At 68.4% G+C, this 20,937-nt stretch carries 21 protein-coding genes and 2 tRNA genes; 4 read left to right on the top strand and 19 right to left on the bottom strand.

Annotated elements, in window-relative coordinates:
- Positions 1–114 precede the first annotated feature (114 nt).
- Positions 115–1,176, bottom strand: coding sequence for an FUSC family protein (locus ACIGKL_RS22380; protein ID WP_397488624.1), 1,062 nt, complete (start codon positions 1,174–1,176; stop codon positions 115–117).
- Between the two features lie 6 nt (positions 1,177–1,182).
- Positions 1,183–2,514, bottom strand: coding sequence for a deoxyguanosinetriphosphate triphosphohydrolase (locus tag ACIGKL_RS22375; RefSeq protein ID WP_397488623.1), 1,332 nt, complete (start codon positions 2,512–2,514; stop codon positions 1,183–1,185).
- Between the two features lie 650 nt (positions 2,515–3,164).
- On the opposite strand from ACIGKL_RS22375, the gene ACIGKL_RS22370 reads away from it, so the two are divergent.
- The gene (locus ACIGKL_RS22370) at positions 3,165–4,970 is read left to right on the top strand and encodes a multicopper oxidase family protein (protein ID WP_397488622.1); all 1,806 of its coding nucleotides are present in this window, start codon (positions 3,165–3,167) and stop codon (positions 4,968–4,970) included.
- A gap of 18 nt (positions 4,971–4,988) precedes the next feature.
- Entirely contained in the window at positions 4,989–5,651 is a 663-nt protein-coding gene (locus ACIGKL_RS22365) for an SCO family protein (protein ID WP_397488621.1), read from the top strand.
- Here ACIGKL_RS22365 and ACIGKL_RS22360 read toward each other — a convergent pair.
- The 5 genes from ACIGKL_RS22360 to ACIGKL_RS22340 form a co-directional block, all read right to left on the bottom strand.
- Positions 5,637–6,536 (bottom strand): c-type cytochrome domain-containing protein, encoded by a 900-nt coding sequence (locus tag ACIGKL_RS22360; protein WP_397488620.1) that lies wholly within the window; start codon positions 6,534–6,536, stop codon positions 5,637–5,639. The two genes, ACIGKL_RS22365 and ACIGKL_RS22360, sit on opposite strands and share 15 nt — an antisense overlap.
- A gap of 136 nt (positions 6,537–6,672) precedes the next feature.
- Positions 6,673–7,836: an EAL domain-containing protein gene (locus ACIGKL_RS22355; RefSeq protein WP_397488685.1), complete on the bottom strand. Its 1,164-nt coding sequence runs from the start codon at positions 7,834–7,836 to the stop codon at positions 6,673–6,675.
- Between the two features lie 98 nt (positions 7,837–7,934).
- Positions 7,935–8,240, bottom strand: coding sequence for a hypothetical protein (locus tag ACIGKL_RS22350; RefSeq protein ID WP_397488619.1), 306 nt, complete (start codon positions 8,238–8,240; stop codon positions 7,935–7,937).
- Positions 8,237–8,596 (bottom strand): phage holin family protein, encoded by a 360-nt coding sequence (locus ACIGKL_RS22345; RefSeq protein ID WP_397488618.1) that lies wholly within the window; start codon positions 8,594–8,596, stop codon positions 8,237–8,239. The genes ACIGKL_RS22350 and ACIGKL_RS22345 overlap by 4 nt, the downstream gene beginning before the upstream one ends.
- A 9-nt stretch (positions 8,597–8,605) precedes the next feature.
- Positions 8,606–8,923: a YqjD family protein gene (locus ACIGKL_RS22340; RefSeq protein ID WP_397488617.1), complete on the bottom strand. Its 318-nt coding sequence runs from the start codon at positions 8,921–8,923 to the stop codon at positions 8,606–8,608.
- 371 nt (positions 8,924–9,294) lie between these two features.
- Here ACIGKL_RS22340 and ACIGKL_RS22335 point away from each other — a divergent pair, with 371 nt between their 5' ends.
- Entirely contained in the window at positions 9,295–10,503 is a 1,209-nt protein-coding gene (locus tag ACIGKL_RS22335; RefSeq protein WP_397488616.1) for an ammonium transporter, read from the top strand.
- Positions 10,504–10,548: 45 nt separating this feature from the next.
- On the opposite strand, the gene tsaA is transcribed toward ACIGKL_RS22335, so the two are convergent.
- The 8 genes from tsaA to ACIGKL_RS22295 all read right to left on the bottom strand — a co-directional run bounded on the left by tsaA (position 10,549) and on the right by ACIGKL_RS22295 (position 14,941).
- Positions 10,549–11,247, bottom strand: coding sequence for a tRNA (N6-threonylcarbamoyladenosine(37)-N6)-methyltransferase TrmO (gene tsaA / locus ACIGKL_RS22330; protein WP_397488615.1), 699 nt, complete (start codon positions 11,245–11,247; stop codon positions 10,549–10,551).
- The gene (locus tag ACIGKL_RS22325) at positions 11,244–11,435 is read right to left on the bottom strand and encodes a hypothetical protein (protein ID WP_397488614.1); all 192 of its coding nucleotides are present in this window, start codon (positions 11,433–11,435) and stop codon (positions 11,244–11,246) included. Before ACIGKL_RS22325 ends, tsaA begins: the two co-directional genes overlap by 4 nt.
- Positions 11,436–11,479: 44 nt before the next feature.
- The gene (locus tag ACIGKL_RS22320; RefSeq protein ID WP_397488613.1) at positions 11,480–12,190 is read right to left on the bottom strand and encodes an rRNA pseudouridine synthase; all 711 of its coding nucleotides are present in this window, start codon (positions 12,188–12,190) and stop codon (positions 11,480–11,482) included.
- Between the two features lie 60 nt (positions 12,191–12,250).
- Entirely contained in the window at positions 12,251–12,676 is a 426-nt protein-coding gene (locus ACIGKL_RS22315) for a VOC family protein (protein ID WP_397488612.1), read from the bottom strand.
- Positions 12,677–12,740: 64 nt separating this feature from the next.
- Positions 12,741–13,169 carry a thiol-disulfide oxidoreductase DCC family protein gene (locus ACIGKL_RS22310; RefSeq protein ID WP_397488611.1) on the bottom strand — a complete coding sequence of 143 codons (429 nt, stop codon included), beginning with the start codon at positions 13,167–13,169 and terminating at the stop codon, positions 12,741–12,743.
- A gap of 38 nt (positions 13,170–13,207) precedes the next feature.
- Positions 13,208–14,530, bottom strand: a complete 1,323-nt coding sequence (rimO, locus tag ACIGKL_RS22305; protein ID WP_021446054.1) for a 30S ribosomal protein S12 methylthiotransferase RimO — start codon at positions 14,528–14,530, stop codon at positions 13,208–13,210.
- 142 nt (positions 14,531–14,672) lie between these two features.
- Positions 14,673–14,749, bottom strand: a tRNA-Met gene (locus tag ACIGKL_RS22300).
- Between the two features lie 115 nt (positions 14,750–14,864).
- Positions 14,865–14,941 (bottom strand) — tRNA-Met (locus ACIGKL_RS22295).
- Between the two features lie 144 nt (positions 14,942–15,085).
- Here ACIGKL_RS22295 and dinB point away from each other — a divergent pair.
- Entirely contained in the window at positions 15,086–16,138 is a 1,053-nt protein-coding gene (dinB, locus tag ACIGKL_RS22290; RefSeq protein WP_397488610.1) for a DNA polymerase IV, read from the top strand.
- 87 nt (positions 16,139–16,225) lie between these two features.
- Here dinB and ACIGKL_RS22285 read toward each other — a convergent pair whose 3' ends face one another.
- Genes ACIGKL_RS22285 through ACIGKL_RS22270 form a run of 4 tightly spaced genes read right to left on the bottom strand, consistent with a single transcriptional unit; the run spans position 16,226 to position 20,843 of the window.
- Positions 16,226–16,624 carry an META domain-containing protein gene (locus ACIGKL_RS22285; RefSeq protein WP_397488609.1) on the bottom strand — a complete coding sequence of 133 codons (399 nt, stop codon included), beginning with the start codon at positions 16,622–16,624 and terminating at the stop codon, positions 16,226–16,228.
- 4 nt (positions 16,625–16,628) lie between these two features.
- Positions 16,629–17,060, bottom strand: a complete 432-nt coding sequence (locus ACIGKL_RS22280; protein WP_397488608.1) for a hypothetical protein — start codon at positions 17,058–17,060, stop codon at positions 16,629–16,631.
- 27 nt (positions 17,061–17,087) lie between these two features.
- The gene (locus ACIGKL_RS22275) at positions 17,088–18,083 is read right to left on the bottom strand and encodes a 2-hydroxyacid dehydrogenase (RefSeq protein ID WP_397488607.1); all 996 of its coding nucleotides are present in this window, start codon (positions 18,081–18,083) and stop codon (positions 17,088–17,090) included.
- A 9-nt stretch (positions 18,084–18,092) separates the two neighbouring features.
- Positions 18,093–20,843, bottom strand: a complete 2,751-nt coding sequence (locus ACIGKL_RS22270) for a response regulator (protein ID WP_397488606.1) — start codon at positions 20,841–20,843, stop codon at positions 18,093–18,095.
- Between the last annotated feature and the right edge of the window lie 94 nt (positions 20,844–20,937).

The raw sequence follows: 20,937 nt of genomic DNA, 5'->3' as shown, positions 1-20,937 counted from the left end.
GGGTTCGCCGCCTGGCCGCTTCAATATGTAGGGTGGACATGGCGTAGCCTTGTCCACCATTGACCATGATGCCGGACGCATCGCAGCGGTGGACAAGCCTTCGGCATGTCCACCCTACGGCGATTGCTGCTGTCGTTGCAGCTTGTGCGGCTTGCTCAGTTGCAGGCGCAGGCCGTGCACCAGCAGGGCCACGGTCAGGGCCAGGGCGACGCCGATCAGCGCGTTGAGCAGGCGCACCTCGGCCAGGTGCCAGTCCTGCGCCAGGCTCTCGGCCAGCAGCACGAAGCACAGGCTGGTCTGCAGCACGAACAGGCCGTAGTGGTTGGCCTGCAGGGCGCGGCTGAGGATCACCAGCGGCAGCAGTGTCATCACCATCAGCGGCGGGTTCTGCAGGCTGTGGCCGAAGGCGATCAGCAGGCCGGCGGCGGCCAGGCTGGCCAGGCTGGCCTGCAGCGCGCGCACCAGGCTGCCCTGGAACTCCAGCTGCAGGGTGGTGATCACCGTCAGGGTCAGCCAGTAGCCGCGCGACAGCCCGGCCAGGTTGACGATCAGCCCGGAGGTGGCGAACGCCAGCACGCAGGCCAGCGCATGCAGGCGCCACTGCTGGCGCGGCAGGCGCTGGGCGTGGCGCTTGAGCACCTTGAGGATACTGATGAAGCGCGGCATGTACGGCCACATGCGCAGCCCGTGCAGGCCGCGCAGGCCGAAGGCCAGGAGCATCACCCAGAGCCCGCCGAGGATGAACAGCATGGCCACCGCGTAGGGGTTGTGCAGATTGCCGAGGCCGAACTGGCCCTGGCCCAGGCACAGGCAGATGGCCAGGCCGATGCCCAGCTTGCCGGCCTCGCTGCCGAAGCGCTGCAGCCAGGCCAGCAGCAGGCCGAAGGCGGCGAAAATACCGAGGCTGACCAGCGGATGGCTGGCGGCCCAGAAACCCAGGCCCGCGCTGCAGGCGCCGAGGCCGGTGAGCAGCAGCATGCGCAGCATGCCGAAGCGGTGCAACGGGTTGGCCTGGGCGGCCTGGAAGGCGCCGGCCGAGGCCCAGAGAAAGCCGCTGTGGGCGGTGAACAGGCCGAGCAGCAGGGGCAGGGCGCAGCCGAACCCGGCGACCAGCGCCGGGCCCCAGGCCGGCGGGCCGGCATGCCAGGTGAAACTGCTGCGGATCAGGTTCTTCATAGTTCGCTACACCGGGCTGGAGCGCCCGGTCATCTCCCTCGCCATTTCCGTAGCGTAGCTGTCGGTCATGCCGGCGATAAAGTCGATCACCCGCATAAAGGAGCGGTACAGCGGCCAGCTCGGGTCGGGGGCGTTGTGCCCGAGCAGGTCGAGGATGCGCCGGTGCTTGAACGACGGCGCGCGCCCGCCGTGCTGCTCCAGGGCGGCGCCGCAGAAGGCGTTGAGGAGGATTTCCAGGGTGGTGTAGGCGCCGATCTCGTGCAGGGTCTTGCGCTTGTCGTGGAAGATCTTTTCCCGCGCCAAGGATTTGGCGCTTTGTACGCAGTGCTTGGCCGCACCGTGCATGTGTTCCACCAGGTCGCCCTGCAGGCGGCCGGCGAGCAGGTCGCGCTGCTGCTCGACGAAGGCCCCGGCGGCGGCGTTGGTCAGGTGCTCGATGGCCTTGCCGCGCAGGATCGCCAGCCTGCGCCGGCGCGAATCCAGCGGTCCCAGCTGGCGGTAGGTTTCCGGAATATCGTCGCCAACCAAGTCGAGCAACAGTGCTTCAACTTCGCTGTACTCAAGCAACTCCATCTCCAGGCCGTCTTCCAGGTCGATCAGGCCGTAGCAGATGTCGTCGGCCGCCTCCATCAGGTACACCAGCGGGTGGCGCGCCCAGCGCTGCGCCTCCAGCTGCGGCAGCTCGAGCTTGGCGGCGATCTGCTCGAGCAGCGCCAGCTCGCTCTGGTAGCAGCCGAACTTGTGCTTCTTGTAGCCCTGGGCCTCGGCGTGGCGCGCGGTCCAGGGGTACTTGAGGTAGCTGCCGAGGGTGGCGTAGGTCAGCCGGGTGCCGCCGTCGAACTGGTGGTACTCCAGCTGGGTGAGCACGCGAAAGCCCTGGGCGTTGCCCTCGAAACTGAGAAAGTCGGCGCGCTCGGCCTCGCTCATCGCGTCCAGCCAGCCGCGCCCGGCGGCCTGCTGGAACCAGTGGCGGATGGCATCCTCGCCGGAGTGGCCGAACGGCGGGTTGCCGATGTCGTGGGCCAGGCAGGCCGACTGCACGACCATGCCCAGGTCGCTCGGCGCGCACCAGTCGGGCAGCTCGTCGCGCAGCATCTCGCCGACGCGCATGGCCAGCGAGCGGCCGACGCAGCTGACTTCCAGCGAGTGGGTCAGGCGCGTGTGGATATGGTCGTTGCTGCTCACCGGGTGCACCTGGGTCTTGCGCCCCAGGCGGCGGAAGGCGCCGGAGAAGATGATGCGGTCGTGATCCTTGTGGAAGGGGCTGCGGCCCAGTTCCGCGGAGCTGGGAGCGGGTTTGCCGAGACGTTCGCGGGTGAGCAGGGTGTGCCAATCCAAGGCCGATCCTCGCCGGAGATGAACAGAGCCCTAGCTTCGGCGTTCGCGCGGCGCGGCGCAAGCCGGGCGCGGGCGAGTCGAGGGCGATTCGCGGTTTTGCGCGGCGGATGGCCTTTGGCCAGTTGCATAAGGCGCTGCAGCCCAGGCGCGGCGCGGGCTGCAGGCCTTTACGTCAGAAAATTTACTTTCTTTACATATGTTTATTGTTTCTATGCGCTTGGATTCTGAGTTGTGACGATTATTTGACTCGTTGCTGGTATTGGACTTAAGTTAGGGCTGTAGTTGTTGGTTATTTGACGGTGGCCGGCGAAGGAGAGGGCGCTGGTCGTCGTGATTGAGAGCTTTGCCGCTAGGGAGAACGCCATGGACAGCTATTCGACGTGCCGTACCATGCACCCCGCCGGGCTCAGGCGCTTCTGGCGCCTGTTGCATGCCCCGCCCTTTATCCGCTGATTGCCTGCGCACCGACCCTGCCGGAGCCGAGTCGACTCGCTCCGGCGCACCTGCCCATCGGCTGGTGCGGTCGCTGAGAGTCATTGCGGCCCGGATGCCAAGTCGAGTCGACCCAATTTTCTGGCGGCGCGCGCTCGTTGCGCCCGCAGGTGGGATCGTACGCCTGCGCGCAGTGGCGCACGCCGGGGAGATGCAGCATGAAACCGGTATTACCGAGTCAGGGGCCGGACGAGGCGCAAGAGGTCGCCACGCCCGCCGATCCGCCTATGGCGCCGCCAGGCCAGTTGTCGCGGCGCGGCTTTCTTCAGGGCAGCGCGGCGCTGGCCGCGGCGCCGCTGATTCTGGCGCCCAGTCGCAGCGAGGCGGTGGTGCCGCCCAGCCCGGCCACCATTCCCTGGCAGGAGTTCCTGCCCGATGCGCCGCCGCTGCTGTACGGCAGTACGCTCAATCCGCCGCCCACCGAGCTGGCCAACACCGCCGCCGGCGAGGCCGGGCGCCCGGCGCACCAGCGTTGGGCCCAGTTCGGCCCGCAGGCCGAGCACTACGAGCTGCACGTCGCGCAGCGCGAGGGCTGGGTGTTCAACCCGGCCTACCCGCCGCAGCCGGTGTGGACCTACCAGGCCCCGCAGCCCGATCTCGCCGTGCTCGCTCCGGTAGTGCACTCGCACTATGGCCAGCCGATGATCTGCCGCATCTACAACGACCTGCCGGCCAACCACACCGGCTTCGGCACGCCGGAGATCAGCACCCACCTGCACAACGCCCACGTCGGCTCGGAGAGCGACGGCTTTCCCGGCGACTACTACAGCGCCACCAAGGCCGGCCCGACCCTGACCGCGCCGGGGGGCTTCAAGGATCACCTCTACTCCAATATCTACGCCGGCTACGACGAGCTGCAGAACGGCATCGGCGACTACCGCGAGGCGCTGGGCACGCTGTTCTACCACGACCATACGCTGGACTTCACCGCGCCCAATATCGTCCGCGGGTTGGTCGGCTTCTTCCTGCTGTTCGACCATCTCGACTCGGGCGACGAGAAGGACCCGAGCCCCAGTGCCCTGCGCCTGCCCAGCCACCCCTACGACTACCCGCTGGCCTTCGGCGACCGCCGTTTCGACCCCAACGGCATGCTCTACTACGACCAGGTCAGCCCCGAGGGCGTGCTCGGCGACAAGGTGGTGGTCAACGGCAAGATCGAGCCGGTGCTGCGGGTGGCCCGGCGCAAGTACCGCCTGCGTCTGCTCAACGGCGGCCCGAGCCGCTTCTACCAGTTCTACCTGGTGCGGCCGAACAACGTGATCCAGCCCTTCACCTATATCGCCAACGACGGCAACCTGCTGGACAAGCCGCTGCTCAACCAGACCAACGTGCGCCTGGGCGTGGCCGAGCGGGCCGATATCGTGGTGGATTTCTCTCGCTACCCGGTGGGCACCGAGCTGTACCTGGTCAACCGCCTGACCCACCGTCCGGAGGACACCCGTCGGCCCTATCAGGTCAAGGCACCGGGCGATCGGGTGCTGAAGTTCGTGGTCGATCGCGAGCCGCCGGAGCAGGATCTGAGCCGGGTGCCCAGCACCCTGCGGCCGTTGCCGCCGCTGCCGAGCACTGCCCAACTGGCGGCGCTGCCGGTGCGCAGGTTCGTCTTCGAGCGCAGGCAGAACATGTGGGCGATCAACGGCCAGTTCATCGACGTCAACGTGCCGCGCGCGGTGATTCCCATGGGCGCCATGGAGATCTGGGAGCTGACCAGCATCGACGACGGCTGGGATCACCCCATCCATATCCACTTCGAGGAGGGGCGCATCCTCAGCAAGTCGATCGATGGGCGCAACGTGACGGTGCCGGTCCACGAGCGCGGGCGCAAGGACGTCTTCGTCATCGAGGGCTTTGCCACCACTCGCGTGCTGATGCGCTTCCGCGACTACAAGGGCAAGTACGTGATGCATTGCCATAACCTGATCCACGAAGACCACGCCATGATGCTGCGTTGGGACATCGTCTGAGCCAGCCGGAGGTTTGCCATGAACACGCGAAGAAAGGTACTGGCAGGGCTGGGCGTCGCCGCGTTCGGCTGGGCCGCCTGGCGCTCGGGCAGCAGCCTGCAGCAGCCGGCTGCGCCGCTGGCCGGGGTGGGCGGCACGCGCTTTCCCAACGTCCCGCTGCTGACCCACGAGGGGCGTCAGGTGCGCTTCTACGACGACCTGGTGCGCGGCAAGGTGGTGGCGATCAACATGATGTACGCCCAGTGCACCAACAGTTGCCCGGCCACCACCGCCAACTTGCGCCTGGTGCAGAAGATGCTCGGCGAGCGGGTCGGGCGCGACGTGCACCTGTACTCGCTGACGCTGCAGCCGGAGCTGGACAGCCCCGAGCGCCTGCGCGAGTACGTCGAGCGCCACCATATCGGCCCGGGCTGGCAGTTCCTCACCGGCACCCGCGCCGATATCGAGCAGCTGCGCCGCGCCCTGGGCTTCTACGACGTCGATCCGGTGGTGGACCTCAATGATCTGACCCATACCGGCATGCTGCGCATCGGCAACGACGCGCTGGATCGCTGGACCATGGCGCCGGCGCAGACCGGCGCCGAGCAGATCATCGCCACCATCAATCACGTCGACAGCAAGATGGTGCATACCGCCTACAACGAGCCGCAGCCGTCGGCCGAGCAGCTAGCGCAGGCGTAGGCGTTCCACCCGCACGCGGCCGCCGGCGTCGAGGCGGCCGCGCACCTGCACGTAGGCGCCGGGACGTGGTGCATCGTCCAGGCGTGTGCGTGCGTCGATCAACAGCGCCAGGCCATCCAGCTTGCCGGCCTCATCCAGGCGGCCGTGCAGGCGCAGCTTGGCGCCCACCGGCAGCGGCGCCGGGCGCCCGGCGGCGTCGCGCGCGCCTTGCTCGATCCAGGCCACGATCAGGTCGACTTCCGCGTCCGTGAGATAGGGCGGGCCGTCGTAGGGCATGCGCGGCCGCGCCTGGCCGCGAATGCGCCGCACCAGCTCGCTGGCCGCGGGGTTGCCGGGCACCACCCGGGCGCGCTCGCCGCTGGCCAGAGTCGCCGCGTAGCTCGACAGCTGATAACCCTCGGGGGCGGCGCCCATCAGGCCGTTGGGGGAGTGGCAAGTGGCGCAGCGACGCAGCAGGATGGCCTCGACGTGGCGGTAGTCGACGGCCTCGCCGGGTCGTGGGCTCGGGATGGCAGGCTCGGCTGCGCGCGCGTCGCCCGGCGGCAGCCCGGCGTTGATCCAGCGTTCCACCAGGGCGATCTCGGCGGCAGCGAGAAAGGGTGGGCCGGTCAGCGGCATACGCGGCTGGCTGCTGCCGGTCAGGCGACGCAGCAGCTCGCTACCGGCGGCATCGCCGGGGTGCACCACCGGGCCGCGCTGGCTGCCGCGCAGCAGTTGCTCCAGACTGTCCAGGCGCAGGCCCAAGGGCGCCTGGGCGCCGCTGTGGCAGGCCAGGCAGCGGCTGGCCAGCAGCGGGGCGATGTCGGCGTGGTAGGTCGGCGCGTCGGCCAGCGCGGCGGCGCTGAGCAGCAGCGGGGCGAGCAGGCGCAGGGGGAACCCGGGCATAAACGCAGCCTCGACGGTTGATATGCAGGCGTTCGGCGCGGCGGACCCTGTAGGCGCGGATTTATCCGCGAATTTCGCGGCGGCATGCATGCACCGACAGAAACCGCATCGCCTAGCCCTAAGCCTAGTCGCGCACTCAGAGGCCGGCGGCGTCGATATCCACCAGCAGCAAGCGGCGGCCGTGGTCGATGAACTGCCCGGCGGTCAGGCAGTACTGGTTGCTGGTGGCGTCGCGGTAGGTGCTGGACAGGGTCAGGCGGCGCTCCTCCCAGCCTTCGGCGAGCAACTGGTAGAAGTAGGGGCGCCACGACCAGTTGTGGCCCAGGTAGCGGTCGTCGCTGCGCCAGGCCTGCTGGCGCCATTCCAGGTTGGGGGTGAGCTGGGTGCCGTGGCGGTCGCACTGGTAGATGCGCAGCAGCCAGGGGTAGTGCTTCGGCGCGCGCAGGCGGGCGGCCGGCGCGCCGCTCTCGGCCCACAGACGCAGCTCGTGCATCAGCTCCGCCAGTTGCTGGCGCAGGCTCACCAGCCGCGCGCGCTCGGCCAGCTTGTGCTGCACGTAGCTGTCGCGCAGGCGGGCGAAGCGGCCGGCGAAGGCGTCGCTGGCGAACAGCGCGCGGGCCGGCTTGGCGAACAGGAAACCCTGGACGTAGCGGGCGCCGCATTCCAGGGCGAAGTTCAGTTCCGCTTCGGTTTCCACGCCCTCGGCGATGATCCAGCAGCCGGTCTTTTCCGCCATCTGTGCCAGCGCCTTGACCACCTCGCCGCTGGGGCCGCCGCGGGCGGCGGCCTGGAACAGGCGCATGTCCAGCTTGAGGATGTCCGGTTGCAGCGCCAGCACCCGGTCGAGCTGCGAGTAGCCGGCGCCGAAGTCGTCGATGGCGATGCGCGCGCCGGCCTCGCGGTAGCGCGCCACCACGTCCGGCAAGCGCTGGCTGGCGCCGCCCAGTTCGGTGATCTCGAAGACGATGCGCGAAGGCTCGAGGCCGCTGCGCTGCAGTTGCAGCAGGCTGGGCAGCGGCTGCGCCGGACGCAGGCGGCTGATCCAGCGCGGCGAGATATTGAGGCTGAGAAACCAGTCCGCAGGCGCCTGGTGAAAGCGCGCCAGGGCCTCCTCGCGCACCTGGCGATCGAGGCGGCGCAGCGCCGCCGGCGGGGTCTTCGGGTCGGCGAACAGCGGCCCGGCGGAATGCGCCTGGCCGTTGGCGTCGCGCAGCCGGGCGAGCGCCTCGACCCCGGCGATGCGGCCGGTGGCGGTGTCGATAAAGGGCTGGAAGACGGCGAAGGGCTGTCCGTCGATCACCTGGGTGTCCTTAGCTGCGAGCATTGGGCCGCCACCGAGGCGGGCGGATCGCTCGGTCTAGCAAGATCGCGGCCAGCCCAGGTCTAGACCAGCGGCGTTCAGGCCTCGGCGGCCGGGCGGCGGCGCCGCAGCAGCGGGGCGACGATCAGCGCCAGGCGCAGCCAGCGGCGCCAGCCGCGCTTGCCGCCGAGCAGGCCGGCCAGGGCTAGGGCGCCGCCGGCGAGCCAAAATGGTGCGCTGCCCTGGCGCAGGCGCAGGCCGTAGTCGCGCGCCTGGCGCAGCGGCTGGCTGAGCTGCAGCGCTTCGTGGCGCAGCTCCTGGCGGTGCATTTCCAGGCGCATGCGCAGCACCGCCTTGCGCAGCTGCCGGCGCGAAGCGCCGTTGGGGAGGGTAGGCAGGCTCATGGCAGCAGTTGCTCGCGGTCGCGTTGCAGTTCTTCCAGGCTGGCGGCGAAGGGCGGCTCGGCGCGCTGCAGGCTGAGCGCCAGCCAGGCGCCGCTGGCCAGCAGGCCGGCGGCATAGAACAGGCACAGGCCGACGGCCACCGCCAGGCGGTGGCTGTCCCAGTAGAGGATCAGCAGCAGCGCCGACAGGCCGATCAGCAGCAGCAGGGCGAAGCCCAGGCATAGGCCGCCCAGCAGCAGGGCGCGCAGGGCCTGGTTGCGCTGGTCTTCCAGCTCATGGCCGAGCAGCGCCAGATGGCCCTGCAGCAGGCCGAGCAGGGCCGCGCCGAGGCGGCGGGGGGAGGGGCCGCTGGTCATGGCGTGCGCTCAGCGGCGGCCGAGCAGTAGGCCGAACAGCAGGCCCACCGCAGCCGCCAGGCCGAGTGCGCGCCAGGGGTGCTTGTGCACGTAGTCCTCGGTGGCGTCCACGGCGATCTTGCCCTGTTCGCGCAGGCCGGCTTCGGCGCGGTGCAGGGTCTCGCGGGCGCGGCCGAGGCTGTTGCGGATGTCGTCGCGCAGCGCTTCGGCCTGTTCGCCGGCGAGGCTGGCGGAGTGCTGCAGGAGTTTTTCGGTGTCGCTGACCAGGGCCTGGAATTCTTCCAGCAGGGCGTCCTGGCTGCTCGGGGTGGCGTTCTTACGGGGCATGGAGCGCGTCCTCTGCGTTGGGCATGTAAGGGTTACGAGTGCGTCGCGGCTTCAGGGTTCCGCAAGGGTAGTCGGGAAATGGCCGGGGGCCAGGCTGGTATAGCGCTTGCATTGTGCTGGTGCGCGAAGTCTCGGAAATGCCCCGTGTTGGGGCTTTTTCCGGTCTGGGTCAGGAAGGCCGATCGCAAGCCTAAGTTATTAATTAATAAGAAATTAGTACCAAGGAACCAGGTTTGAGCGGCGCCATTTTGGGGCCCTGGCCTGGCGCTTTTTGTGGGCATGGCTGTGCGGGTGGCTGCATTGTGGTGCTCGCCGACCGGTCGATGCCTTTCTTTGGTGCTTTTTCCCCAACGCCGGAGTTTTCTTCGCAGATGGAAAACATCAACAGCGCCGTGGAAACCCTGATCCACGGCTCCAATACCCTGTTCATCCTGCTCGGCGCGATCATGGTGTTGGCCATGCACGCCGGTTTCGCCTTCCTCGAAGTGGGCACGGTGCGGCAGAAGAACCAGGTCAACGCGCTGTCGAAGATCCTCTCGGACTTCGCCATCTCGGCCCTGGCCTATTTCTTCATCGGTTACTGGATCGCCTACGGGGTGACCTTCCTCGAGCCGGCGGCGGTGCTGACCGAGAACCACGGCTACGGCCTGGTGAAGTTCTTCTTCCTGCTGACCTTCGCCGCGGCCATCCCGGCGATCATCTCCGGCGGCATCGCCGAGCGCGCCAAGTTCGGCCCGCAGCTGTGCGCCACGGCGCTGATCGTGGCCTTCGTCTACCCCTTCTTCGAGGGCATGATCTGGAACGGCAACCATGGCCTGCAGGCCTGGCTGGAGGCACGCTTCGGCGCCGGCTTCCACGACTTCGCCGGCTCGGTGGTGGTGCACGCCATGGGCGGTTGGTTGGCGTTCGGCGCGGTGCTGCTGCTGGGGCGGCGCAACGGCCGCTATCGCGACGGCAAGCTGGTGGCCATGGCGCCGTCGAACATTCCCTTCCTCGCCCTCGGCTCGTGGATCCTGATCATCGGCTGGTTCGGCTTCAACGTGATGAGCGCGCAGACCCTCGACGGCGTCAGCGGCCTGGTGGCGGTCAACTCGCTGATGGCGATGGTCGGCGGCACCGTCGCCGCGCTGCTGGTCGGGCGCAACGACCCGGGCTTCCTGCACAACGGCCCGCTGGCCGGTCTGGTGGCGATCTGCGCCGGCTCCGACCTGATGCACCCGGTCGGCGCCCTGGTCACCGGCGCCATCGCCGGCGCGCTGTTCGTCTGGGCCTTCACCGCGACCCAGGTGAAATGGAAGATCGACGACGTGCTCGGCGTCTGGCCGCTGCACGGCCTGTGCGGCGTGTGGGGCGGCATCGCCTGCGGCATCTTCGGCCTGGAGGCCTTCGGCGGCCTGGGCGGCGTCAGCCTGGCCAGCCAGCTGATCGGCACCGCGCTCGGCGTGCTGGTGGCGCTGCTCGGCGGCTTTTTGGTCTACGGGGTGCTCAAGGCGCTGCTGGGCATTCGCCTGAGCCAGGAAGAGGAATACAACGGCGCCGATCTGTCGGTGCACAAGATCGGTTCGATCAACCTCGATTGAGCCTCGCGTCGCCGGCAGCCCCTGCCGGCGGCGCGCCCTGTGGCGCTACTGCGCCACGCGCTGCAGGTCCAGCACGCGGATGCGCCCCGGCTCGGGGTAGTGCCAGTGCACGTCCAGGTCCCACAGGCGCGCGCCGTAGCGGCGCTCGGGCTCGGGTCGCTGGTAGGCCGGGCGCGGGTCCTGCGCCAGGCACTGTTCGATCAATTCCACCAGCGGTTCGCCCAGGCGCAGGGCGTGCGCGCGGGCCTGCTGCAGCGCCTCGGCCTGCCAGGCCACCGGGATCAGCTGCGGCGCACCGTCGGCCATGGCGTTGCGCGCCTCGGGCCGGCAGTCGGCGTAGGGCACGTAGGGCTTGATGTCCAGCACCGGGGTGCCGTCGAGCAGGTCGATGCCGGACAGGTGCAGGCGACCCGGCTCGACCCGCTCCAGGCGCACTACCGACTGGCCGATGCCGTTGGGCCGGTGGGTGGCGCGGGTGCTGAACACGCCCACCGCCTGGTTGCCGCCCAGGCGCGGCGGACGCACCTTCAGCCGCGGCTGCTGCTCCAGCGCCCGGTGAAAGAGAAACAGCAGCCAGACATGGCTGACCTGCTCCAGCCCCTGCACCGCGTCGCCCTGGTCGAACGGCGGCAGCAGCTCCAGCACGCCGCGCGCGGCCGGCGCCAGGTGCGGCTGGCGGGGGATGGCGAATTTTTCCTTGAAGCAGGAACGGACGAAACCGATCGGCGACACGCTGTAGCTCATGGGCTGACGATCACCCGGCAACCGGCGTCGCGAAAGGGCCCGGCGAAGCGCACCCAGCCTTCGCCGGGGCTGACCTGGGCGCAGGTCAGGTGGCCGTCGGCCTTGCTCTGCCAGAGAAAGAACGGCGCCGGCGCGGCCAGGCTGGCGGCGCTCAGGGCGAGCAGGGCGGTCAGTAGCAGGGTACGCATGGCGATGGTCTCCGCAAGACGAGAGGCAAACCCTAGCATGGTTGTCAGAAGCGTTCCTTCTCGCCCAGGTAGCGCCACTGACCGAGCGGCAGCTTGGCCATGGGCACGCCGCCGATGCGGATGCGCTTCATGCCCCGCACCGTCAACCCCAGCGCCGCGCACATCTGCCGCAGCTGCTGCGGCTGCGGGTTCTTCAGGGCGAAGCGCAGGCGCTGCTCGCTCTGCCAGCTGGCCTTGCACGGCGGGAACTGCACGCCCTTGTGCAGCAGGCCCTTCTTCAGCCGTTCCAGGCCGTTCGGCGCCAGCTCGCCGCTGACCTCGACCAGGTATTCCTGTTCCAGCTTGTGGCCGTCCTCGCGCAGCTTGCGCTGCGTGCGCCAGTCCTGACTGAGCACCACCAGGCCGCTGGCGCCGACCTGCAGCGGCAGGCTCTGCTCCTGGCGGAGGAAATGCCCATGCAGCACGCGCTGCGCGTGCGGGTCGTCGCTCCAGTGGCTGACGGCGGCCAGCGACTGCTGGATGCGCGCGTTGTCGGCGTCGGCCGCGCAGTGCAGCAGCAGGGTCACCGGCGCCACCGGATCGAGGCTGGCCTCGGGGTGCAGTTCGACGCGCTGGCCCTCGACCTTGAACTGCGGCGCCTCGACCACCTGGCCGTCGACGCTGACCCAGCCGCCGGTGATGTACAGATCGGCCTCGCGCCGCGAGCAGCCCAGCAGTTCGATGACGCGTTTGGACAGGCGGACGGGCTCGCTCATGCGGGAGGCTCGGCAGGGAAAAGGGCGGCCATTGTAGCGCCGCAATGGCGCGACTGGGCGCTATTCGCCTCCTGCCGGCAACTGCGGGTTGTAGGTGATCTCCCAGAGGTGGCCGTCCGGGTCCTGGAAGTAGCCGGCATGGCCGCCCCAGAAGGTGGCCTGCGGCGCCTTGCGAAGGGTCGCGCCGGCCAGCTGCGCCTGCGTCATCAGCGCATCCACCGCCGCGCGGCTGTCCAGGTTGTGCGCCAGGCAAAAGGCGCCGGAAGCGCCAGCGGTCAGCGCCAGGCCGCTATCGTGGGCCAGGCTGGCTTTCGCCCAGAGCGCCAGCCTGAGCCCCGCCTGCAGGTCGAAGAAGGCCACCGCGCCGTGCTCGAACTCGCGGCCGACTATGCCTGCGCTGGGCAGACCGAGGCCATCGCGGTAGAAGCGCAGGCTGCGCTCGAGGTCGTCCACGCCGAGGGTGATCAGGCTGATGCGAGGTTGCATGGAGAATCTCCTGGAGGGGCAGGATGGCGACGCCGACCATTGACTTTGCCCAAGGCCACTCTAGCTAGCGGGTTCCGGCGGGCGGCCAGCGCCCCTGGCGGCGCAGGCGGCGCAGCACCCAGCGCCGGTAGAGCCATGACAGCAGCGGGCGCAGGCCGGGCAGGGCCAGCAGCCAGGCCAGCGGGCGCAGGCGCGCAGTGCGTTGCAGCAGCAGGATATAGGCGTCCAGCTCGCGGTGGATGCGGCCCTGTTCGTCCGCCACGTGCAGCTCGCTCAGTGCCGCTTGCGGGTCGATGCCGGCGGCGCGCAACTCCTCGTCGCGGCCGCCGATATCCAGCCACTGCACCTCGCCGGCAGCTTGCTGGCTGAGGCGTTCGTAGCGGCGGCGGTCGGCGACGCAGCGCGGACAGGCACCGTCGTAATAGACCTTGATCGGCATGGTGGCGAAGCGGTGAGGAACCTGCCGTTGAGTATAGGCCTGCAGAAATGACAAGCCCCGCACGGGGCGGGGCTTGGCGGTGCGGCGCAGGCTTAGATCAGTTCGCCCCACATGTCGTACTCGTCGGCATCGACGATGCGCACGCGCACCTTGTCGCCCGGCTTGACCGCGGTGGAGTCGATAAACACGCTGCCGTCGATCTCCGGGGCGTCGGCCCAGGAACGGGCCACGGCGCCTTCGCCGTCCACTTCGTCGACCAGCACGTCCATCTCCAGGCCGATCTTGGCCTGCAGGCGCGCGCTGCTGATCGCCTGCTGGTGGGCCATGAAACGCTCCCAACGCTGCTGCTTGATCTCGTCCGGCACAGGTTCGAGATCCATGTCGTTGGCCGGGGCGCCGTCGACCGGGCTGTACTGGAAGCAGCCGACGCGATCGAGCTGGGCTTCGCTGAGCCAGTCCAGCAGGTACTGGAAGTCTTCCTCGGTCTCGCCGGGGAAGCCGACGATAAAGGTGGAGCGGATGGTCAGCTCGGGGCAGATCTCGCGCCACTTCTTGATCCGCGCCAGGGTCTTGTCCTCGAAGGCCGGGCGCTTCATGGCCTTGAGCACTTTCGGGCTGGCGTGCTGGAAGGGGATGTCCAGGTAGGGCAGCAGCTTGCCGGCGGCCATCAGCGGGATCACGTCGTCGACGTTGGGGTAGGGGTAGACGTAGTGCAGGCGCACCCACACGCCCATCGCCGACAGCGCCTCGCACAGCTCGAGCATGCGCGTCTTCACCGGCTGGCCGTTCCAGAAGTCCAGCTTGTACTTGAGGTCGACGCCGTAGGCGCTGGTGTCCTGGCTGATCACCAGCAGTTCCTTGACGCCGGCCTTGACCAGGCGCTCGGCCTCGGAGAGCACGTCGCCGACCGGGCGGCTGACCAGCTTGCCGCGCATCGAGGGGATGATGCAGAAGCTGCAGCTGTGGTTGCAGCCCTCGGAAATCTTCAGGTAGGCGTAGTGGCGCGGGGTGAGCTTGATGCCCTGCGGCGGTACCAGGTCGATCAGCGGGTTGTGCTCGGTTTTGGGCGGGATCACCTCGTGCACGGCGTTGACCACTTGCTCGTACTGCTGCGGGCCGGTCACCGCCAGCACGCTGGGGTGCACGTCGCGGATGCTGTCTTCGGCCACGCCCATGCAGCCGGTGACGATCACCTTGCCGTTCTCGGCGATGGCCTCGCCGATGGCGTCCAGCGATTCGGCCTTGGCGCTGTCGATGAAGCCGCAGGTGTTGACCACCACCACGTCGGCATCCTGGTAGGTCGGCACGATCTCGTAACCTTCCATGCGCAGCTGGGTCAGGATGCGTTCGCTATCGACCGTGGCCTTGGGGCATCCCAGGGAAACGAAGCCGACTTTCGGTGTGGCGGTGGACATGCGGGCTAACCTCGATGGGCGCCTCGGGGGCGCCGCTGATCAAAAAGTGCGCAATTCTAGCGGCGGATCATACGCTTGACCAGTGCTGGTCAAGGAGCGGAAACGAAAAAGGCCACTCGTTTGAGTGGCCTTTTTCTGAAGGTGGTTGCGGGAGCAGGATTTGAACCTACGACCTTCGGGTTATGAGCCCGACGAGCTACCAGACTGCTCCATCCCGCGCCGGCCATTCTACGCCTGATTTAAATGCTGTCAATCGGTTTGTTCGTTTTAATCGACTGAATCAATTGAAGGCGCAAACAAAAAGGCCACTCGCTTGAGTGGCCTTTTCGATATTTGGTTGCGGGAGCAGGATTTGAACCTACGACCTTCGGGTTATGAGCCCGACGAGCTACCAGACTGCTCCATCCCGCGTCTGTGGGTCGGCATTCTACCCTCGGCTGCGCCGCTGTCAACCGTGTATTTGAAGAAAACTGTTTTCAACTCAGGTGCTTAGCGTTAAACAGCTGTTAGACTTCAGGGCTCCAGGCCAGGCCGGGCAAGGCTTTCGAGGGTGTCGTGCGCAAGATTATCCACGTGGACTGCGACTGCTTCTACGCCGCCATCGAGATGCGCGACGACCCGAGCCTGGCCAATCGGCCGCTGGCGGTGGGTGGCTCGGCCGAACGGCGCGGGGTGATCGCCACCTGCAACTACGAGGCGCGCGCCTATGGCGTGCGTTCGGCTATGTCGTCGCGGCATGCGCTGAAGTTGTGCCCGGAGCTTTTGATCGTCAAGCCGCGCTTCGAGGCGTACCGCGCGGTGTCGCGGGAGATTCACGGCATCTTTCGCCAGTTCACCGATCTGATCGAGCCGCTGTCGCTGGACGAGGCCTATCTCGACGTGAGCGACTCGGCGCATTTCGCCGGCAGCGCCACCCGTATCGCCCAGGAGATTCGCCGACGGGTGGCGCAGGAGCTGCACATCACCGTGTCGGCCGGGGTGGCGCCGAACAAGTTCCTGGCCAAGATCGCCAGCGACTGGCGCAAGCCCAACGGGCTGTTCGTCATCACGCCCGATCAGGTCGAGGATTTCGTCGCGGCGCTGCCGGTGAGCAAGCTGCACGGTGTCGGCAAGGTCACCGCGGACAAGCTGGCGCGCCTGGGGATTCGCACCTGCCTGGATCTGCGCGACTGGAACAAGCTGGCGCTGGTGCGCGAGTTCGGCAGTTTCGGCGAGCGCCTGTGGCGCCTGGCCCACGGCATCGACGAGCGTGCGGTGCAGGTGGACAGCCGCCGCCAGTCGCTCAGTGTCGAGCACACCTATGACCAGGATCTGCCCGATCTGGACAGCTGCCTGGCAAAGCTGCCGGCGCTGCTGGAGGAGATGAACGGGCGCCTGCAGCGGCTGGATGCCAGCTACCGACCGGACAAACCCTTCGTCAAGGTCAAGTTCCACGACTTCACCCAGACCACCCTGGAGCAGGCCGGCGCCAGTCGCGAGCTGGACAGCTATCGACAGCTGCTGAGCAACGCCTTCGCCCGCGGCGACAAACCGGTGCGCCTGCTCGGGGTCGGGGTGCGCTTGCACGATCTGCGCGGGCGGCAGGAGCAGCTGGAGTTGTTTGCGTAGTTGCCGTTGTGGGAGGGGCTTTAGCCGCGATCATCGATAAAGACATCGCCGCTGAAGCGCCTCCCACAGAGTACCTGCACGGCCCGATCACTGCGCCCAGAGGCGAATCGGCTTGCCGCTGGCCGGCCACAGCTGCAGCTGGCCGATGGCGTTGAAATCCCAGCGCTGCACCTGGCCGATGGCGTCGAGGAAGCGTTGTTCCTGTTCCATCAGCGCGGGGGCGCACAGCTTGCGGGTGCTGCCGGGGCGCTCGAAGGCGAGTGCGTTGCCCTGCAGCCGATAGCCGGCGAACCAGTGGTTGCAGCCGGCATGGCCGTGGGCGCGGCCGTCGGCGGCGAAGGTGACGGTCAGGTGGCTGCGGTCGATCAGCGGGCGTTCGCCGATCCACTCCACCTGGTAGCTGCGCTCGGTCTCCAGTTGCGGCGCGTCGCTGACGCAGCCGCCCAGGGCGGCGGCGAGCAGGGCGAGGGGCAGGGCGCGGGGCATGGTTTCAGGCCTCCCGACAGGCGGGGCACAGGTGCTGGCCATCAAGCTTGCGCCAGCCCAGTTCGAGGATGCGGGCCTCGGCGGCCGGCGCCTGGGCGGCCTTGCCCAGGGCGGCGTCGACGGCGAACTCGAAGTCCAGTTGCTTGCCACAGCCGTCGCAGTTCACCTGCCAGTTGTGGATGGCCAGCTCCTTGAACTGCGGGCCCTTGCACACCGCCAGCCACTGGCCGGGCGGGTTGATCAGGTGACGGACCTTTTCCACGTCCAGGCGCATATGCAGGTCGCGGCTGCCCTTGAGGGTGACCAGCAGGCTGTCGCCGGCCTGGATCGAGCCGCCGTTGCCGGTGACCTGATAGCGGCCCGGCGCCAGGGCGCGGCACTCGGTGAGGGTGTGTTGGGGATTGAGCAGGGAATAACGGAAATCGTGTTCGGCCATGGGTCCTCCGGATCAGCCGGCATGCTATCACGCGCCGGCCCTGACCTCATTGCACGGGCTGCCGGCGGCCCAGGCGGCGATATTGTCCAGGGTGGTGCGGGCGATGGCGGCCAGCGCCTCCTGGGTGAGGAAGGCCTGGTGGGCGGTGACGATGACGTTGGGGAAGGTCAGCAGGCGCGCCAGCACGTCGTCCTGCAGCGGCAGGTCGGAGCGGTCCTCGAAGAACAGCTCGGACTCTTCCTCGTAGACGTCCAGGCCCAGGTAGCCGAGCTGACCGCTCTTCAGCGCGCCGATCAGCGCCGGGGTGTCGACCAGCGCGCCGCGGCCGGTGTTGATCAGCATGGCGCCGCGTTTCATCTGTGCCAGGCGCGCGGCATCGATCAGGTGATGGCTGCTGGCGGTCAGCGGGCAGTGCAGGCTGAGGATGTCGCTCTGGCTTATCACTTCGTCGAGCGGCGCCTGGCGCGCGCCGATGGCATCGAGTCCGGTCACCGGCAAGGGGTCGTGGATCAGCACCCGGCAGCCGAAGCCGGCCATGATGCGGGCGAAGCTCAGGCCGATCTTGCCGGCGCCGATCACGCCGACGGTCTTGCCGTGCAGGTCGAAACCGGTCAGCCCGTGCAGGGAAAAATCGCCCTCGCGGGTGCGATTGAAGGCGCGGTGGATGCGCCGATTCAGCGCCAGGATCAACGCCACCGCATGCTCGGCCACCGCATGCGGCGAGTAGGCCGGCACCCGCACCACGCGCAACCCCAGGCGTTCGGCGGCCTTGAGATCGACATGGTTGTAGCCGGCCGAGCGCAGGGCGATCAGCCGCGTGCCGGCGGCGGCCAGGTGCTGCAGCACCGGCGCCGACAGCTCGTCGTTGATAAAGGCGCAGACCACCTCGCAGCCGCTTGCCAGCGCCGCGCTGGCCGCAGTCAGACGTGTCTCGTGGAACTGCAGCTGCCAGGCGTCCGGGCGCGCGGCGGCGAGGAAGCTGTCGCGGTCGTAGGGCTTGCTGCTGAACAGGCAGATGCGCATGCGGGCTCCTCAGGCGCTTTGCGCCGCGGCTTCGCTTAGGCGGGCGATGGCCGCATCCAGTTCGTCGAGGGCGCGCTGGGCGCCCGGGTCGTTCTGCTTGAGCAGGGTTTCGCTGCGCTGGCAGGCGGCGCGCAGCTGCGGCACACCGCAGTAACGGGTGGCGCCGTGCAGGCGGTGGACCCGTTCGATCAGTGCCGTGCGTTCGCCAGCGTCGCGAGCCTGGCGAATGGCCTGGCGGTCGCCGGGCAGCCCGGCCAGCAGCATGTTCAGCATGTCGGCGGCGAGGTCGGCCTTGCCGGCGGCCAGGCGCAGGCCTTCCTCGGCGTCGAGCACCTGCGGCTGTGCCGAGCTGGCGGCCACCTCGACGGCTTTCGCCGCGGGCTGGTTGCGCAGGCTCAGGCCGGTCCACTTGAGCACCACCTGGGCCAGCTGGCGTTCGCTGATCGGCTTGGTCAGGTAGTCGTCCATGCCACTCTGCAGCAACAGGCGCTTCTCGTTGGCCAGGGCATGGGCGGTCAGCGCGACGATCGGCGTGGCGCTGCGGCCCTGTTCGCTTTCCCACTGGCGGATCGCCTCGGTGGCCTGGCGGCCGTCCATGCCGGGCATCTGCACGTCCATGAACACCAGGTCGAAACTGCCGCGCTGCACCGCGTCGATGGCGGCATAGCCGCTGTCCACCGCGCTGACCTGGGCGCCCAGATCGTCGAGCAGGGTCTGCACCAGCAGCAGGTTGGCCGGGTTGTCGTCGACGCAGAGGATTTGCGGCCGGCGGCCGCTGGTCAGGAGTGTGGGCTCGCTGGCCGGGCGCTGCGGACAGGCCAGTTCGATTAACGCCTTGTGCAGTTTGCGCGTGCACGGTGGCTTGGCCTGCAGCTGGGTGTAGGCATCGGGCAGCGATTCGTGGAACAGCCCTAGCTCGGTGGTCGGGCACAGCACCAGGGCCTTGCAGCCGAGGCGGTCGAGGTCCCAGATGCGCTGGCCGAGGGCATCGGCCGGCAGCTGGGCGGCGGTGATGCCGAGCACCGCCAGGCTCAGCGGACGTTCGCGCTGCTGCTGGCTGGCCACGGCGTCGAGCAACTGGCCCAGGTCGGCGAAGCTTTCCACTTCCAGACCGCAGTCCTCCAGTTGATGGCTCAGGGCCTGGCGCGCCAGTTCGTGGCTTTCCAGCACCGCCACGCGGCGGCCCTGCAGCGGCGCGCGCGGCAGGTCGTCGGCGTCGTCGCGGGCCTTGGGCAGGGTCAGGCTGACCCAGAACTCCGAGCCTTCGCCCGGCGTGCTGTCGACGCCGATCTCGCCGCCCATCTGCTCGATCAGGCGCTTGGAGATCACCAGGCCCAGGCCGGTGCCGCCGGCCTGGCGGCTGAGCGAGTTGTCGGCCTGGCTGAAGGCCTGGAACAGCGCGCGCAGGTCGTCGTCGGTCAGGCCGATGCCGGTGTCCATCACGCTGATGCGCAGTTGGGCGCGGTCGGCGCTCTCGTCCTCGACCATGGCGCGCATGACGATGGTGCCTTCGCGGGTGAACTTGATGGCGTTGCTGACCAGGTTGGTCAGCACCTGTTTCAGCCGCAGCGGGTCGCCGCGCAGGGCCAGCGGGGTGTCGCGGTAGATCAGGCTGACCAGCTCCAGCTGCTTCTCGTGGGCGGCGGGGGCGAGGATGGTCAGGGTGTCCTGCAGCAGGTCGCGCAGGTTGAAGGGGATGCTCTCCAGCACCAGCTTGCCGGCCTCGATCTTGGAGAAGTCGAGCACCTCGTTGATGATGCCGAGCAGGCTGTCGGCGGACTTCTCGATGGTCGCCAGGTAGTCCTGCTGGCGCGGGCTGAGCTCGCTCTTCTGCAGCAGGTTGGTGAAGCCGAGGATGCCGTTGAGCGGGGTGCGGATCTCGTGGCTCATGTTGGCGAGGAACTCGGACTTGATGCGGCTGGCCTCCAGGGCCTCCTTGCGCGCGAAGTCCAGCTCGATGTTCTGGATCTCGATGGTCTCCAGGTTTTGCCGCACGTCCTCGGTGGCCTGCTCGATGCTGTGCTGCAGTTCTTCCTGGGCGTTCTGCAGGGCCTCGGCCATGCGGTTGATGCCGGCGGCCAGCTCGTCCAGCTCAACGCTGCCCAGCGGCGGCAGGCGGGTTTCCAGGTGGCCGTCCTTGAGCTGGGCGACGCCGGCCTTGATCGCGCGCAGCGGGCCATTGATGCTGCGGCTCATGCGCAGGGCGAGCAGGGCGGTGACGCCGAGGCCGCCGACGATCAGCAGCAGGCTGGCGAACAGGCTGCGGTAGCCGCTGAGCAGGGTGCCCTGGTGCGACAGTTCCAGCTCGACCCAGCCGAGCAGTTCGGCGCTGCGCTCGTCGCCTGCGTCGTCGCTGAGGGCCAGGTGCTGGTCGTACACCGGCAGCAGAAAACGCGTGGCGTCCTGGCCGCTGAGGCGGCTGAGCCCGGGCTGGTCGTTCGGCACCGGGTTGAGCATGCTCGGCCCGGCATGCGCCAGCGGCGCACGCTCGGCGGCGAGGAAGCGCACCGCGCGCACGTCCGGGTGCTCCAGCGACTGCCGGGCGATGCGTTCGAGCAGTGGCTTGTTCTGCTGCTGCAGGGCCGGCGCGGCCAGCGGCGCGAGGTGCTCGACCAGCATCTCGCCGCGCTGCAGCAGCTGCGCCTGCAGCCCGGACAGCTGCACCCAGGTGAAATAGCCGCCGAGCACCAGCGCCAGCAGGCTGGTGGGCAGCAGGGTGAGCAGCAGCACGCGGCCCTTGATGCCTAGTTCCTTGAACACGCCTGGTCTCCTTCTAAGACGTCTGGGCAGTGTAGCGATTCGCTGGCGTGGAATCTGTAGGTGAGTGGCCCGGGTTTAATAGGTAGAATTGTTC

Source organism: Pseudomonas sp. NPDC077186 (assembly GCF_044543505.1).
Taxonomy (GTDB): domain Bacteria; phylum Pseudomonadota; class Gammaproteobacteria; order Pseudomonadales; family Pseudomonadaceae; genus Aquipseudomonas.
Note: the sequence above shows the minus strand (reverse complement) of the source record. Positions and strands in the feature narration are given on the sequence as shown.

What these genes read in the sequence shown, in the direction of transcription:
- ACIGKL_RS22380 (WP_397488624.1), bottom strand. Translation starts at nt 1,176, where the DNA reads ATGAAGAACCTGATCCGCAGCAGTTTCACCTGGCATGCCGGCCCGCCG.
- ACIGKL_RS22370 (WP_397488622.1), top strand. Translation starts at nt 3,165, where the DNA reads ATGAAACCGGTATTACCGAGTCAGGGGCCGGACGAGGCGCAAGAGGTC.
- ACIGKL_RS22365 (WP_397488621.1), top strand. Translation starts at nt 4,989, where the DNA reads ATGAACACGCGAAGAAAGGTACTGGCAGGGCTGGGCGTCGCCGCGTTC.
- ACIGKL_RS22360 (WP_397488620.1), bottom strand. Translation starts at nt 6,536, where the DNA reads ATGCCCGGGTTCCCCCTGCGCCTGCTCGCCCCGCTGCTGCTCAGCGCC.
- ACIGKL_RS22350 (WP_397488619.1), bottom strand. Translation starts at nt 8,240, where the DNA reads ATGAGCCTGCCTACCCTCCCCAACGGCGCTTCGCGCCGGCAGCTGCGC.
- ACIGKL_RS22345 (WP_397488618.1), bottom strand. Translation starts at nt 8,596, where the DNA reads ATGACCAGCGGCCCCTCCCCCCGCCGCCTCGGCGCGGCCCTGCTCGGC.
- ACIGKL_RS22340 (WP_397488617.1), bottom strand. Translation starts at nt 8,923, where the DNA reads ATGCCCCGTAAGAACGCCACCCCGAGCAGCCAGGACGCCCTGCTGGAA.
- ACIGKL_RS22335 (WP_397488616.1), top strand. Translation starts at nt 9,295, where the DNA reads ATGGAAAACATCAACAGCGCCGTGGAAACCCTGATCCACGGCTCCAAT.
- tsaA (WP_397488615.1), bottom strand. Translation starts at nt 11,247, where the DNA reads ATGAGCTACAGCGTGTCGCCGATCGGTTTCGTCCGTTCCTGCTTCAAG.
- ACIGKL_RS22325 (WP_397488614.1), bottom strand. Translation starts at nt 11,435, where the DNA reads ATGCGTACCCTGCTACTGACCGCCCTGCTCGCCCTGAGCGCCGCCAGC.
- ACIGKL_RS22320 (WP_397488613.1), bottom strand. Translation starts at nt 12,190, where the DNA reads ATGAGCGAGCCCGTCCGCCTGTCCAAACGCGTCATCGAACTGCTGGGC.
- ACIGKL_RS22315 (WP_397488612.1), bottom strand. Translation starts at nt 12,676, where the DNA reads ATGCAACCTCGCATCAGCCTGATCACCCTCGGCGTGGACGACCTCGAG.
- rimO (WP_021446054.1), bottom strand. Translation starts at nt 14,530, where the DNA reads ATGTCCACCGCCACACCGAAAGTCGGCTTCGTTTCCCTGGGATGCCCC.
- ACIGKL_RS22285 (WP_397488609.1), bottom strand. Translation starts at nt 16,624, where the DNA reads ATGCCCCGCGCCCTGCCCCTCGCCCTGCTCGCCGCCGCCCTGGGCGGC.
- ACIGKL_RS22280 (WP_397488608.1), bottom strand. Translation starts at nt 17,060, where the DNA reads ATGGCCGAACACGATTTCCGTTATTCCCTGCTCAATCCCCAACACACC.
- ACIGKL_RS22275 (WP_397488607.1), bottom strand. Translation starts at nt 18,083, where the DNA reads ATGCGCATCTGCCTGTTCAGCAGCAAGCCCTACGACCGCGACAGCTTC.